Source organism: Reyranella sp. (assembly GCF_965249915.1).
Classification (GTDB): Bacteria; Pseudomonadota; Alphaproteobacteria; order Reyranellales; family Reyranellaceae; genus Reyranella.
Genome location: NZ_OZ252257.1, coordinates 2,243,641 through 2,258,263 on the forward strand (window position 1 = coordinate 2,243,641; position 14,623 = coordinate 2,258,263).

The 14,623-nt window shown below is 67.8% G+C and carries 13 protein-coding genes; 7 read left to right on the top strand and 6 right to left on the bottom strand.

The window, feature by feature from the left end; all coding sequences use genetic code 11:
- Positions 1-3: 3 nt before the first annotated feature.
- The 7 genes from otnK (at position 4) to ACP15H_RS11175 (ending at position 5,742) form a co-directional block, all read left to right on the top strand.
- Positions 4-1,260, top strand: coding sequence for a 3-oxo-tetronate kinase (gene otnK, locus ACP15H_RS11145; protein WP_425066251.1), 1,257 nt, complete (start codon positions 4-6; stop codon positions 1,258-1,260).
- On the top strand, positions 1,257-1,904 hold the full coding sequence (gene otnC, locus ACP15H_RS11150; RefSeq protein WP_425066252.1) for a 3-oxo-tetronate 4-phosphate decarboxylase: 648 nt from the start codon (positions 1,257-1,259) through the stop codon (positions 1,902-1,904). Before otnK ends, otnC begins: the two co-directional genes overlap by 4 nt.
- A 13-nt stretch (positions 1,905-1,917) precedes the next feature.
- On the top strand, positions 1,918-2,703 hold the full coding sequence (gene otnI / locus ACP15H_RS11155) for a 2-oxo-tetronate isomerase (RefSeq protein ID WP_425066253.1): 786 nt from the start codon (positions 1,918-1,920) through the stop codon (positions 2,701-2,703).
- A gap of 3 nt (positions 2,704-2,706) precedes the next feature.
- Positions 2,707-3,621, top strand: coding sequence for an L-threonate dehydrogenase (gene ltnD, locus ACP15H_RS11160; RefSeq protein ID WP_425066254.1), 915 nt, complete (start codon positions 2,707-2,709; stop codon positions 3,619-3,621).
- Positions 3,622-3,630: 9 nt separating this feature from the next.
- Complete coding sequence (gene pyk, locus ACP15H_RS11165; protein WP_425066255.1) at positions 3,631-5,043, top strand: pyruvate kinase; 1,413 nt, start codon at positions 3,631-3,633, stop codon at positions 5,041-5,043.
- Positions 5,044-5,139: 96 nt separating this feature from the next.
- Positions 5,140-5,286: a hypothetical protein gene (locus ACP15H_RS11170; RefSeq protein ID WP_425066256.1), complete on the top strand. Its 147-nt coding sequence runs from the start codon at positions 5,140-5,142 to the stop codon at positions 5,284-5,286.
- Positions 5,287-5,547: 261 nt separating this feature from the next.
- Entirely contained in the window at positions 5,548-5,742 is a 195-nt protein-coding gene (locus tag ACP15H_RS11175; protein WP_425066257.1) for a hypothetical protein, read from the top strand.
- 223 nt (positions 5,743-5,965) lie between these two features.
- Here ACP15H_RS11175 and ACP15H_RS11180 read toward each other — a convergent pair whose 3' ends face one another.
- The 6 genes from ACP15H_RS11180 to ACP15H_RS11205 form a co-directional block, all read right to left on the bottom strand.
- Positions 5,966-8,638: a DUF2339 domain-containing protein gene (locus tag ACP15H_RS11180; RefSeq protein WP_425066258.1), complete on the bottom strand. Its 2,673-nt coding sequence runs from the start codon at positions 8,636-8,638 to the stop codon at positions 5,966-5,968.
- A gap of 30 nt (positions 8,639-8,668) precedes the next feature.
- Positions 8,669-9,904, bottom strand: a complete 1,236-nt coding sequence (locus tag ACP15H_RS11185) for an amidohydrolase family protein (protein WP_425066259.1) — start codon at positions 9,902-9,904, stop codon at positions 8,669-8,671.
- A gap of 36 nt (positions 9,905-9,940) precedes the next feature.
- Positions 9,941-10,537, bottom strand: coding sequence for a tetratricopeptide repeat protein (locus ACP15H_RS11190; RefSeq protein WP_425066260.1), 597 nt, complete (start codon positions 10,535-10,537; stop codon positions 9,941-9,943).
- A 19-nt stretch (positions 10,538-10,556) separates the two neighbouring features.
- Positions 10,557-11,876, bottom strand: a complete 1,320-nt coding sequence (glcF, locus tag ACP15H_RS11195) for a glycolate oxidase subunit GlcF (RefSeq protein ID WP_425066261.1) — start codon at positions 11,874-11,876, stop codon at positions 10,557-10,559.
- Between the two features lies 1 nt (position 11,877).
- Positions 11,878-13,047, bottom strand: coding sequence for a glycolate oxidase subunit GlcE (gene glcE, locus ACP15H_RS11200; protein ID WP_425066262.1), 1,170 nt, complete (start codon positions 13,045-13,047; stop codon positions 11,878-11,880).
- A gap of 88 nt (positions 13,048-13,135) precedes the next feature.
- Positions 13,136-14,623: an FAD-linked oxidase C-terminal domain-containing protein gene (locus ACP15H_RS11205; protein ID WP_425066263.1), complete on the bottom strand. Its 1,488-nt coding sequence runs from the start codon at positions 14,621-14,623 to the stop codon at positions 13,136-13,138.

A 14,623-nucleotide genomic window follows, 5' to 3' on the forward strand; every position in this document is an offset into this window, starting at 1 on the left:
GGCATGGCCATTCTTGGAGTGATCGCCGACGACTTCACCGGCGCAACGGACATCGCGGGCATGCTCGTCAAAGGCGGCATGCGCACGATCCAGACAATCGGCGTGCCGGCGAAGGGCACCATTCCCGACGACGTCGATGCCGTCGTCGTCGCGCTGAAGACGCGCTCGATCCCGGCGGCCGATGCGGTCGCGCAATCGCTCGACGCGCTGAAGGCTTTGCAGGCCGCCGGCTGCGTGCGCTTCTTCTTCAAATACTGCTCGACCTTCGATTCGACCGACGCCGGCAACATCGGCCCGGTGGGCGATGCGTTGCTCGATGCGCTGAAAGCGAAGCAGGCGATCTATTGTCCCGCCTTTCCGGTGAACGGCCGCACGATCTTCTTCGGACACCTGTTCGTGGGCGACGTGCTGCTCTCGGACTCGCACATGAAGCACCATCCGCTGACGCCGATGACGGATGCCAGCCTGGTGCGCGTGCTGGCGCGACAGACGCCGCACAAGGTCGGCCTCGTCGCTTTGAAGCAGGTCCAGTCCGGCTCGGCCGTCCTGCGCGAAGCGCTCGACAAGCTCGCCGCCGAGGGCGTGCGACATGTCGTGGTCGATGCCGTGGCCGATACCGACCTCGGCATCATCGGCGAAGCGATCGGCGACGATACGCTCGTCACGGGCGGCTCCGGTGTTGCGCTCGGCCTCCCGGCGGCCTATCGCCGACGCGGGCTGATGGCCCACCGCTCCGGCGCCGACACGCTGCCCACCATCGAGGGAGCCGCAGCGGTGCTTGCCGGCTCCTGCTCCGCCGCCACGCTCGGCCAGATCAAGGCTTTCAAGGGCGCTCATCTGGCGCTCGATACCGACGCGATCTGCCGCGGCGAAGACGTGGCCGGCAAGGCGCTGGCCTGGGCCAAGGGCAAACTTGGTAACGGCCCGATCCTGCTGTCGGCCAGCGACACGCCCGAGGCCGTGAAGGCGCTGCAGGCAAAATACGGCATCGAGAAATCGAGCCAGGCGATCGAGAAGACGATGGCGGCGCTGGCGCGCGGTCTCGTCAGCGCCGGCGTGGGGCGGCTGGTCGTCGCGGGTGGCGAGACCTCGGGCGCCGTCGTGGGCGCGCTCGACGTCACCGCGCTGCGCATCGGACCGGAGATCGATCCCGGCGTGCCGTGGACGGCATCCGTGGGCGCCAAACCGCTCCTGCTCGCGCTGAAGTCCGGCAATTTCGGCGCGCCCGATTTCTTTACGAAGGCATTCGACAGACTATGAGCACCGCAGAAACCAAGATGCGCGAGCAGATCTGCGCGCTGGGCGCCAAGCTCGCCGCGCGCGGCCTGTGCCCCGGCACCTCCGGCAACATCAGCGCGCGGATCGCGGACGGCTGGCTGATGACGCCGACCAATTCGTCGCTGGGCGAACTCGAGCCCGGCCAGCTCTCCAAGATCGATCTCTCGGGCAAGCACGTCGCCGGCGATCCGCCGACCAAGGAAGCGCTGCTGCATCGCTCGGTCTACGACGTGCGGCCCAAGGACGGCGCCATCGTGCATCTCCATTGCACGCATGCCGTGGCGATCTCCTGCCTCGATCCGTCGTGCCACCACAATGCCGAGACCACCCTGCCGCCGATCACGCCCTACTTCGTGATGCGGGTCGGCAAGCTGCCGCTGGTCCCCTACTACAAGCCGGGCGATCCCAAGCTCGCCGACGCCATTCGCGACTATGCCAAGGGCCATCGCGCCGTGCTGCTGGCCAATCATGGCCCGGTCGTCGCGGGAAGCTCGCTGTCGGCTGCCTCCGCCTCGATCGAGGAGCTGGAGGAAACGGCCAAGCTTCACCTGCTGCTGCAGGGCTTCAAGCTGCGCACGCTCTCGGATGCCCAGGTGCGCGACGTCGAAGAAGCCTATCCTTCCTGATCGGACAAGAAGAATGCCCAAGCTCGCCGCCAATCTCTCGTGGATCTACCAGGAAGTGCCGTTCCTGCAGCGCTTCGGCGCCGCCGCGGCGCATGGCTTCAAGGCCGTCGAGATCCTGTTTCCCTACGAAGCACCGGCCGCCGAGATCGCCGCCGAGCTGAAGAAGCACAGGCTCACCCAGGCGCTGTTCAACCTGCCGCCGGGCGACGCCAGCAAGGGCGAGCGCGGCCTGGCGGCCTTGCCGGGCCGCGAGGCCGAGTTCGCCGCCGCCATCGACAAGGCGCTGGACTATGCCAAGGTCCTCGAATGCCGGACGCTGCACGTCATGTCCGGCATGATCGCCCCTGGCGCCGACGTGAAGGCGATGCACCGCACCTTCATCGCGAACCTCAAGAAGATCTGCGACCGCACCGCCAAGATGGACATCACCATCGTGCTGGAGCCAATCAATCATCGCGACATTCCCGGCTACTTCACCAACACGACCGACCAGGTGAAGGCGATCATCGACGAAGTCGGTGCGCCGCATCTTCGCCTGCAGCTCGACCTCTATCACCTGCAGGTCACCGAGGGCGATCTGCGGAAGCGGATGGAGCGGCTGTTCCCGATCACCTCGCACGTGCAGATCGCGGGCAACCCCGACCGCAACGAGCCCGACATCGGCGAGGTCAACCACCTCTACCTGCTCGATGTGCTCGATCGGCTGGGCTACGACGGTTATGTCGGCCTCGAATACAAGCCGAAGACCACGACCGGCGCCGGCCTCGGCTGGGCGGCCAAGTACGGCATCAAGGCCTGATCCATGACCGACAAGAACACTCCCGTCATCGCTTTCGTGGGCCTGGGCTCCATGGGCCTCGGCATGGCGAAGAACCTGCTGAAGCACGGCCACAAGGTGATCGGCGTCGATCCCAGCGCCGCGGCGCGCGAGGCCTTCGTGGCCGCGGGTGGCACGACGGAAGCAACACCCGCCGACGCCGCGAAGACCGCCGATGTGGTCGTCGTCGCCGTCGTCAACGCCCAGCAGGTCGAAGCGGTGCTCTATGGCGAGGGCGGTGCGGTCGCCACGCTGCGCAAGGGCGGCCTCGTCATGCAATGTGCCACCTGCCCGGCGGCCTTCATCCGCAAGCTCGACGAGCGTCTCGCGGCGACCGGGCACGAGCTGCTCGATGCGCCGATGTCCGGCGGGCGGGCACGGGCGGAATCCGGCGAACTCACTTTCATGTCCTCCGGCAATGCCGGCGCCTTCGCTGCCGCGGAGTCCATCCTGTCCGCGACCTCTGCGACAGTGTTTCGCCTCGGCGACAAGGCGGGCATCGGCTCGCTGGTGAAGACGGTGAACCAGCTCCTGGCCGGCGTGCACATCGCCACGGCCGCCGAGGCGATGGCACTCGCGGCCAAGGCCGGCGCCGATACCCGCGCGGTCTATGAAGTGATCTCGGCCAGCGCCGGCAATTCCTGGATGTTCGGCAACAGGGTGCCGCACATGCTCGACGACGACTATTCGCCGCTGTCGGCGGTCGAGATCTTCGTGAAGGATCTCGGCCTGGTGCTCGATACGGGCCACGAGCTGCGCTTGCCGTTGCCGCTTGCCGCCGCCGCCCATCAGCTCTTCATCGCAGCGGCGGGCGCCGGTTGGGGCAAGCTGGATGACGCCGCTGTCGTAAAGGTCTACGAAGCGGCGGGTGACTTCAAAGTGTCGTCGCCCTCGAAGTAGACTGTCCCCATGCGCCGCAATCGATTCACCAAGATCGTCGCCACGCTCGGCCCCGCCTCGTCGACCACGGAGCGCCTGCGGACCCTGTTCGAGGCCGGCGCCGACGTCTTCCGCCTGAACTTCAGCCACGGCCAGCACGAGGATCATCGCCAGCGGGTCGAACAGCTTCGTGCGCTCGAGAAGGAATTCAAGCACCCGATCGCCATCCTGCTGGATCTTCAGGGTCCCAAGCTGCGCCTCGGCACTTTCGCCCAGGGGCCGATGATTCTGAAGAAGGGCCAGCGGGTGCGCTTCGACATGAATGCCGAGCCCGGCACCGCCGAACGCGTCCCCCTCCTTCACCCGGAGATCTTCAAGGCCGCCAAACCCGGCGGCATCCTGCTGATCGACGACGGCAAGGTGCGGCTGCGCATCGTGTCCCACGACGCCGAGACAATCGACACCGAAGTCGAGGTCGCCGGCACCCTCAGCGACCGCAAGGGCGTCAACCTGCCCAACCTCGTCCTGCCGATGTCGCCGATGACACCGAAGGATCACAAGGACCTCGCGTTCGGCCTGTCGATCGGTGTCGACTGGATCGCGCTCTCCTTCGTGCAGCATGCCAACGACATCGCCGAACTGAAGAAGATGGTGGCCGGTCGCGCCGCGGTGATGGCGAAGCTGGAAAAGCCGCAGGCGCTCGAACATCTCGACGAGATCATCGAGCAGAGCGACGGCATCATGGTCGCCCGCGGCGACCTCGGCGTGGAAATGCCGCCGGAAGCCGTACCGCCGCTGCAGAAGCGCATCCTTGCCGCCTGCCGCGTCGCCGGCCGGCCGACCATCGTGGCGACGCAGATGCTGGAGTCGATGATCAACGCGCCGACCCCGACGCGCGCCGAAGTGTCCGATGTGGCCACGGCCGTCTATGACGGCACCGACGCCGTCATGCTGTCGGCCGAATCCGCTTCGGGCAGTTACCCGGTCGAGGCGGTCACGATGATGGATCGCATCCTGAAGAGCGTCGAAGCCGATCCGCTCTATCGCCGCCTGATGGATGCGAGCCGGCACGAGCCCGAAGCCACCACGGCAGACGCGATCAGTGCCGCCGCCCGTCAATGCGCGCACACGCTGTCGGCGGCCGCCATCGTCACCTACACCAATACCGGCTCGACCACGTTGCGCGCGGCGCGCGAGCGGCCCGACGTTCACATTCTCTGCCTGACGCCGAACCTCGACACGGCGCGCCGCATGACGCTCACCTGGGGCGTCCATCCGGTGCGGACCGAGGACGCGCACAATTTCGGCGACATGGTGCAGCGCGCCGTCCGCGTGGCCCGCCAACAGGGAATGGCCAAGGAAGGCGAGCGGCTGGTGGTGACGGCGGGTGTCCCGTTCGGCACGCCGGGCGCCACCAACATCCTCCGTATCGCCTACGTCTGAACACTTTCGCGACGCACGATCCACGCACGATTTGGGGCGAGGGATGATCGCGAACGAGTGCCCGTATGCTCTCGTGACGACACAACGAGAGGTTCCATGGCTCGCCGAAATTTCGCCACGATCGATGCGCTTCTGATCCTCGTCTGCATCGTGATCTTCGCGGGCGGCGTGCTCGCCCAGAGCCGCGCGTCCGGTGTTTCGGCGCCGCCTGTGCCCGTCAGCAGGACCGGAGACCGGCCGTGAAGCGTCGCCGCCTGTCGTTGACCTGGATCGACTTCCTGGTGATCGCCGCTTCGATCCTGACCTTCGCCGCGGTCGCTGGCGCCACCATCGGACACGGTTGACACAATCGTTCTTGGTATCGCCGCAGTCCGGTCGCGGCCCGGACGGAAAGGGAAATCATAAGCAACCTTTCCAGCCCAGCCGATAACACCCCACGAGGCCATCATGAACAACGGCCACAAAAAGCCCCGGGCCATCGCCGTCCCGCTTCAGTATCGCAGAATGCGTTTCTCCTGGGTCGATCTGCTGGTGATCGCGGCCGCCCTGCTGACCTTGGCCGTCGTCGTCGATGCTTCGACGGGTCGCGCGAAGGCGGCTCCGGTGGGCAAAGCCTCACTCATTGCCGCCGAGGTCAGTCAGCTCCCTGACGATCCCGGTCTGATCAGGGCGCGCATCCGGCTGGCGTCGGGCCTCTAATCCTTCGGGGCCAGTCGACGACACGCGCGCCTTGCCCATCGATCGCTCGACAGTCCCCAGCGATGCAATCTCCACTTCGGCCGTCCGGCCACGCATGCGCGTGAGGCGTCGCGTCAACCCGGCAGCCGACCGGACGAACGCTTCCCGCTCCTGACCGTCGAGCGCCTCGCCGCTCACAGAAGATCGTCGAGCGACAGGCAGGGTTCGGCAAAGAATGCCCCGGCTATTTGCTGTCGAAGCCGAAGCGCCGATAGGCGTAACCGAGACCGATCAGCGCCGCGCCCAGGCCGAGGAACGAGAAGACCCGCAGCAGCCCCTGCAGCCCCGCCATGTCGATCAGGAAGACCTTGGCGACCACGATGCAGACCAGCACCATGCCGGCATGCCGCAGCGCCGCAGCCTGCCGCAGGAAACCCAGCGCCAGCAGGGCAACGCCGAACAGCAGCCAGACGATCGAGTAGGCATAGAGTTCCAGACCGTGGGCGTCGAAGCCGCCCCGCTCGAAGCCCGGATCGAAGAAGTGGCGCACCTCGAACGAGACATAGACGAAGGCCAGGATCGAGGCCGCCGCCTCGACCAGGAGATCGACCCGCCGGTCGGGCTCGACATCGATCCAGCGACGCGCCAGGGCCGCCATCGCCGCCGGTACCGCATAGGCCAGCAGTAACCCGTTGAGGATCGGCAGCCGGCCGACATCCGCCGGCTCGAACACCGGATTGGCGACCAGCACCTGCACGATCAGGGCGACCGCGACAGCCGCCCCGCCGCTCAGCCGCCACGCCCACAGGGCGACGAGATCACCGTCGAGCCGCGCCTTCCACAGCGCCGCCAGCGCGAAGGCGCCCCAGACCAGCACGTAGAAGGCGCGCTCCATGAAGCTCGCATCCGGCATCATCATCGTCGTCGGCTGGAAGACGCTACGGACCTCGAGCGTCAGCAGGACGAAGGTGAGCAAGGCGGCCGCCGCCTCCACCGCGCGAACGAGCTGGACATCGCCAGTCGGCCGCAGGAAGCGCAGCGCCACGACCAGCACGGCGATCGAGATGCCGTAACCCCACAGCATCCAGTTGAGGATCGGCGTCAGCCCGACCGGATAGGTCAGGATCTCCGGATTGACGACGAAGCGCACGACCACGACGGCGAGCAGCGGCCAGCAGAGCCGACGCAGCGTCACCAGGCCGAGCTGGGCGGAGATCGCGGCGACCGCGGCCAGCTCGACCGCGTAGGCGACGGTGATCCATTCGCGATTGAGCTCGAGCGGAATCGCGGCGCCGATGAAGAAGGTCACGCCGGCGGCCAGGAAGCCCAGGGCTTCGGTGGCCCCCGGCATCGTCCCGCGCCAGCGGGTGAGCCGCTCGGCGCCCACGAGGAAGGGTGCGGCGAGGCCCACGCTGATCAGGCCCCACGGAACACCACCGGTCGCGGTGCCGCGCAGCACATACCAGGCGAACAGGAAGTGCGAGAGCGCCGCCGATACCGAGAGGGCGGCCCAGAATCCCGGCCGCGCGGCGTTCCACAGCAGGGCGAAGGCCGCACCGGCGTACAGGCCTCCGAACATCGTCACGAGCCAACCGAAGCGGCCATCGTTCCAGTCGGCCGCCACCCCGCTCCCCGTCCACCACCACAGCGCCAGCGCCGCCAACGACAGGGCCGGCGCGAGGCCGGCGGTGAACTGGAAACGCGGCGCCCAGCGCGAGAAGGCAAAGATGCCGATGCCGTGCACCGCCAAGGCCAGCCAGCCGGCCGTCTGCACGCCGCGATCCTGTGCGATGGCCAGCACCAGCAGGCCACCGGTGACCGCGAGCGCGGCCCAGACCAGCGCCAGCACGTCCTTTGCCGGGTTCTCGCTCTCCTGCAGGCGCCGCCACGATGCCCAGACGAAGAGCCCCGCGAGCGCCACCAGGAAAAGGCCCACCCAGTGCAGTTCGGGCAGGTCGGGATCGGCCAGCATCCAGATGCAGGTCCACAGCGCCGAACCCGCAAGGACGCCCCAGCCCAGCACCCACCAGCCGCGGATCCGGATGACCGTGAGCGTGCCCGCGGCAATGGCCAGCAGATAGCCGAACAGGACCGGCGTGTTGGGCTGCTCGCTGCCAATGATCGCGGGACTGAGGAAGCCGCCGACGAAGGCCAGCGCCGCGACGAGGATGCCGTGGCGCAGCGAGAGGGTGATCGCAAAGGCCGTCAGGGCCGCCGCACCGCCGCCCGCCGCGACCTTGGAGATCATGTCGTAGAGCGCGACGGCTGACAGAAGCGAGCCGTAGAGCGCCGCCACGCCCGCGGCCGCCAGTGCCTGCGAGACGCGATCGTCGCGCGGACGCATCCGCTCGGCGCCGGCAATCAACGCGAAGCCGAACAGGGCCGCGAGGATGACGCGCACCTCGGGAGAGAGGTAGCCCTCCTCGATCGAGTAGCGGACGAGGAAGACGGCCGACAATGCCAGGGTGATGGCGCCGACCCAGAGGAAGGCCCGGGCCCCGAGCCGCTGCTCCCACCCGCCCCGCACCGGCTCGATGGCCGGGATCGAGGGCGGAGTCGCGGGAGAGGCCGGGGATGCCGGCAGGTCGGCGCCGATGACGATCGCTTCGGGTTCGACGGGCGGCGGTGCAATCGGCGGTTCCGGCTCCGGCACGAAAGGCGGCGCCGGCGGCGGTGGCACGGAGGCCTCGACGGGCGTTGCCTCGTGAGGAGTGACCTCAGGCGAGGCTACTCCGAGAGGCGGCGGAACCGATTGCCGGCCTGCCGCCGCGAGCTCACGACGCAGCGACGCCAAATCCGAGGCGAGGCGATCGTTCTGCGCGCGAAGACCTGACGTGCGGACCAGCGCGATGATGGCGATCAGCGGGGTGCCGAGCGCCCAGGCGATCCCGACGAGGATGAGGAAGATTTCTTCCACGAAGGCTCCGGGATCGCCCTGCTCTGCCCGTTATTCCGCCGCGACGCGGGCAGCTTCCTGGGAGAAGGCCGCGCGGTTGTCGCGGGCGACGATGCCACGCTTCACCACCATGCGGTGGTTCTCCTTGCGGGCGGCGCGCTTGATGTCGGCCAGCGCGTCGCCGTCGCACAGCACGAAGTCCGCGACGTTGCCTTCCTTGATGCGGCCGTGATCGGCGAGCCGCATCAGGTCGGCGGCACTCGCGGTCGCGAAGAACAGCGAATCGCGGCTCGAGATGCCGATGTCGCACATGAACTCGAGCTCGCGTGCATTCTCGCCATGGCGGTTGTGCGGCGTCCCGGCGTCGGTGCCCATCGCGATGCGGCCGCCGGCCGCGTAGTACATCTTGGTCGCCGCGATATGACGATCGAAGACGCGGCGGCTCTTGTCGATCACATAGTCGGGGATCGAGCGGTCGCCCTCGTCATAGCCCTTGAGGATGTTCTTCACCGCCGCCAGCGTCGGCACCAGCCAGACACCGCGCTCCTTCATCTCGCGGCAGCATTCTTCGTCCATGAAGATGCCGTGCTCGATGGAATCGATGCCGCCGCGCACCGCGTTCAGGATGCCGAGCGCACCCTGGGCATGGCTTGCGCAGCATTTGTGGAAGCGATGCGCCTCCGAAATGCCGGCCTTCATTTCCTCGGCGCTGTAGTGGGCGTCCTCGGGATTGACGCCGGCGGTCATCACGCCGCCCGTGGCCATGATCTTCACCAGGTCGGAGCCGGCATGGACCTGTTCGCGCACCGCCTTCACCACCTCGTCGACACCGTCGGCAACGCGGCCGACGCGATTGCCGTGGCCGCCGGTCATGCAGATCATGCGGCCGGCGCAGCGCATGGTGGGGCCCAGGAAGCGGCCGGCGTTGTAGGCGTCGCGGATCGCGAACTCGATATAGTCCTTGCCGCCGCAGTCGCGCACGGCGGTCACGCCGCCTTCCAGGCTCTGGCGCATGAACTCCATGCCGCGCACGGTCAGCTGGGCGGCACTCAGGCGATCCTGAACGGCGCCGGGATTGCCCTCGGCGCCCGACAGCGAATGTACGTGGCAGTCGATGATGCCGGGAATGAGCGTGGCGCCCGACGTGTCGACCCGCTCGCCGGCAAAGCCCTTGAACTCGCCCGCCGGCGCGACGCGCTTGATGCGGCCGCCCTCTTCCAGCACCGCCTGCCCGTCCTGCACCTTCTCGCCGTCGAAAAGACGACCGCCGACATACAACGTGGCCATGAATGACTCCCGAATTCGAATGTGAAGGACTTTTGCCTACGTCGTGGGCCGGCTGCAACCCAGCGGGTCGGCATCGGAGCCCTTATCCCCGCCCAATTCCTTCAGGCGCGCGATCTCGTCGTCGATTCCCGCGATATGCGGGTTCCATGTGCGGGCCAGCTCGAAGGCCGCGATAGCGCGCTCGGTCTCGCCCATTTCCGCGCGGATCATACCGAGACCGGAATAGGCGCCGAAATGGCGCGGCTCGCGCTTCACCGTCTCGCAGATATCGGCCAGCGAGGCCGTAAAGTTGCCCATCAGCCAGTGCGCCGTCGCACGCTTGTTCCAGGCCTCCGACAGATCCGGCGCGACGTCGATCAGGCGCGTGAAGGTCTCGATCGAGGTCTTCAGTTCCTGCTGCTGCATCTCGGCAATGCCCTGCATCATCAGGGCGCGCTGGCTCATGTCCGGAACCATCACCCACTGTTCCCAGATCGCGGCTTCCAGGGTGCGGATCGCCGACGGATCGGTGGCATCGCGCAGCTTGATGAACAGGGTATCGAGCATGGAGCCGCTCCCGGCGTTCTGCGCCATCGCGTTGACGCCCAGCATCAGTCCGAGAAGGGCGGCAAGGCAAGCGCGAAGAGCGTTCATGCCTCCCTCCTCGGCGCGGTCAGTCGAGCGCGGCCGGCTTCGGGCCGCCGGTGGCCCAGTCGAGCAGTTCGACCGTGTGGGCGATGGGTATGCCGGTGCCCGCGGCGATGTTGCCGATGCAGCCGAAGTTGCCGGCCGCGATCACGTCGGGCTTCACGCTCTCGATATTCGCCACCTTGCGGTCGCGCAGGCGTCGCGACAGTTCGGGCTGCAGCACCTGGTAGGTGCCGGCCCAGCCGCAGCAGAGATGCCCCTCGGGCACGTCCTTCACGACGAAGCCGGCATCGCGCAGCAGCCGCTTGGGCTGTTCGATCACCTTCTGGCCGTGCTGCATCGAGCAGGCCGAATGATAGGCCACGGTCAATCCCTTGGGCTCGACGTTCACGAGACCGATATCGAGGATGACCTCGCTGACATCCTTGGCGAGCTTGGCGACCTGCAGCGCCTTCTCGTGCCATTCCTGCTCGTCGGCCAGCATGTTGCCGTAGTCCTTGACCGTCGTGCCGCAGCCCGAGGCGTTGATCACGATGGCGTCCAGGCCCGCCCCGTCGATCTCTCGCAGCCAGGCGGTGATGTTGGCCTTGGCCAGAGCGACCGCCTGCTCGTTGCGTCCGACATGGAGGACGGAGGAGCCGCAGCAGCCCGAGCCCGCGACGTTCACCACCTCAATGTCGTGGCGTGTCAGCAGCCGCACGGTGGCCTCGTTGACCTCCGGCGCCAGCACCTGCTGGCCGCAGCCCGGCATCAGCGCCACGCGCCTGCGGCGCAGGCCCTTCGCCGGGAAGGTCTGCGGCCGGTCCACCGGCGAGGGCCCGCTCAAGCGCATCGGCACGGCATCGAGCATGGCGCGCAGCCGGCGCAGGAAGGTGGCGCCGCCCGGATCGGTGCTGGTCGCCGGCAACAGCGGCGCCAGCGGCTTGGCGAGACGGCCCAGCACCATGGCCCAGCGGAAGGCCGTCGGCCGCGGCATCAGCCACGCAAGCAGTCCGCGCATGAAGCGATCGGCCGGGGCCCGCGTATAGGTCTCCTCGATGCGATGCCGGCCATGATCGACCAGATGCATGTAGTTCACGCCCGACGGGCAGGTCGTCATGCAGGAGAGACACGACAGGCAGCGATCGACGTGCCGGACCTCCTGCATCGTGGGCGCGCGGTCGCCCTCCAGCATCGCCTTGATGAGATAGATGCGCCCGCGCGGACTGTCGCGCTCGTCGCCCAGCAACACGAAGGTCGGGCAGGTGGCGGTGCAAAAGCCGCAATGCACGCACTTGCGCAGGATGTGCTCGCTGCGCGCATTCTCGGGATCGGCAAGCTGAGCCAGGGTGAAGTTGGTTTGCACGTCAGCCCATCCGGCCTGGATTGAAGAGCCCCTTGGGGTCGAAGCTTTCCTTCACCCGCGCCGTGAGTGCCACGAGCGCGGCGGATTGCGGCTGGAAGACCGGCACGGCCGCGCGGACGGCTTCGGGCGCGCGGATCAAGGTCGCGTGGCCACCGGTCGCGCCCAGCGCGCCGCGAACGATCGCGTGGTCGGCGTCGACCGAGGGCGGCAGCGCCAGCCAGATCAGTCCTCCCGACCAGTCGTAGAAAGCTTGCGCGCCAGGCCGCTGCGCCTCGATGCGCGCCAGGATGGGGGGGCCTTCGGTCGGCGGGCAGGAGATCTTCCAGACCACGGCATCGGGTGCGGCGTTCAACGGCACGACATCGCGCACCTCGCGCCAGAAGGCCCGGCTCTCCAGCGTGCCGAGTTCTTCCATCTTCGCACCGGAGTCGGCCATCAGTCCGCGCAAGCCCTTGAGCCGTGCCTCGACCGAGGGCGCCACGCCCTCGAGACGAAGCGCCGTTTTGCCCGGCAGGTGTGCCGCGCCTGAGACCTCGTGCGGGCTGCCCATCGCCGCGCACATCGCGCGAACCGCTGCCCCATCGTCGAGACCCAGCAGAATCAACGTGGCGGTCTGGTCCGGCGCCGGCAGCACCTTGACCGAGACTTCGTCGAGGACGGCCAGCGTGCCCCACGAACCCGCGAGGATCTTGGAGAGATCGTAGCCGGTGACGTTCTTCATCACGCGGCCACCCGACTTGAAAGCCTCGCCGCGTCCGTTGACGCCGCTGAAGCCCAGCAGATGGTCGCGCGCCGCGCCGGCCGAGAGGCGGCGCGAGCCCGCGAGATTGCCCATGACCGCGCCGACCAGGGTTCCCCGCCCCGGCTCGCCGCCGAGCAGCGGGCCGAGATCGGGCGGCTCGAAGGCCAGCATCTGGTTGCGCTGGGCGAGCAACGCCTCGACCTCGCGCATCGGCGTGCCGGCGCGCAACGTGACGACCAGCTCTTCCGGCGCATAGTCGACGATACCGGAAAGGCCCGACAGATCCAGCACCTGGTCGCAGCGCAGCGGCTTGCCGAGCGCAAGCTTGCTGCCCTCGCCGCGGACGTCGAGCGTCACGCCCTCGCCCAGCGCCCACTCCACCGCCTGCCGCAGCTCTTCAGCCGAGCGTGGCTTGATCGTGATTGTCATAGGAGCGCGCAACTCCAGTTGCGCATTCTTTCATGAGCATGAGCGCAACCGGAGTTGCGCGCTCCGATGAATGTTGTGTTCAACACTCTTAAAACCGGGGAATGTCGGGGAACGGGAGGTTGTTCTGCGTCACGACCAGGCGGCCGAGTTCGGCGCAGCGGCGCAGCTTGGGGAACACCTTGCCGGGATTGAGCAGGTGGTCGGGATCGAAGGCGCACTTCACGCGCATCTGCTGATCGAGATCGATCTCGGTGAACTGCACGCCCATCAGGTCGCGCTTCTCGATGCCGACGCCATGCTCGCCGGTCAGCACGCCGCCGACCCGCACGCAGAGCCGCAGGATGTCGGCGCCCAGCTCCTCGCAGCGGCGCAGCTCGTCGGGATCGTTGGCGTCGAACAGGATCAGCGGATGGAGGTTGCCGTCGCCGGCATGGAAGACGTTCACGACCCGCAGACCATACTGCTTCGACAGGCGGCGCATCTCGGCCAGCACCTCGACCAGCTTGCCGCGCGGCACCGAGCCGTCGAGGCACATGTAATCCGGCGAAATCTGGCCGACGGCGGGGAACGCGGCCTTGCGACCGGCCCAGAACAGCACCCGCTCCTGCTCGTCGTTGCTGACCCGGATGGTCGTGGCGCCGCGGCCCCTGGCGATCTCGGCGACCCGTTCGACCAGGTAGTCGACCTCGACCGGCGGCCCGTCGAGCTCGACGATCAACAGCCCCTCGGCATCGAGCGGATAGCCCGCCCCGACATAGGCCTCGGCGCACTTGGTCGCGTCCTTGTCCATCATCTCCATGCCGCCGGGGATGATGCCCGAGGCGATGACGGCGGCGACGCAGTCGGCCGCCCCCGCCTCGGTCGGGAAGCCCAGCAGCACGGCGCGCGCGGTCGAAGGCTTGCGCAGCAGCCGCACCGTCACCTCGGTGACGACACCCAGCAAGCCTTCCGAGCCTGTCATCAGGCCGAGCAGGTCGTAGCCGCCGGAATCGAGATGCTTGCCGCCCAGCCGGACGACTTCGCCGTTCATCAGCACCATTTCGATGCCGAGCAGATTGTTGGTCGTGAGCCCGTACTTCAGGCAGTGCACGCCGCCGGAATTCTCCGCGACGTTGCCGCCGATCGAGCAGGCGATCTGCGAACTGGGGTCCGGGGCGTAGTAGAAGCCCTCGTGCTCGACCGCCTTGGTGACGCCGAGGTTGGTGACGCCCGGCTGCACGCGGGCGCAGCGGTTGGCGTAGTCGATCTCCAGCACGCGGTTGAACTTGCCCATGGCCAGCAAGATCGCGTCGCCCACCGGCATCGAACCGCCCGACAGCGAGGTGCCGCCGCCGCGCGGCACGACCTTCACCTTGTTGTCCTGGCAGTAGCGCAGGATGGCGGCGACCTGGGCCACGGTCTCGGGCAGCACCACGACCAGCGGCATCTGGCGATAGGCCGACAGCGCATCGCATTCGAAGGGGCGCATGCCGTCGAGATCGTCGATGACGCCCTCGCCCGGAACGATGGCGCGCAGCGCGGCGACGATCTCCGACCGGCGGGCGAGAATGGCGGGATCGAGCGGCGGCATCTCCAT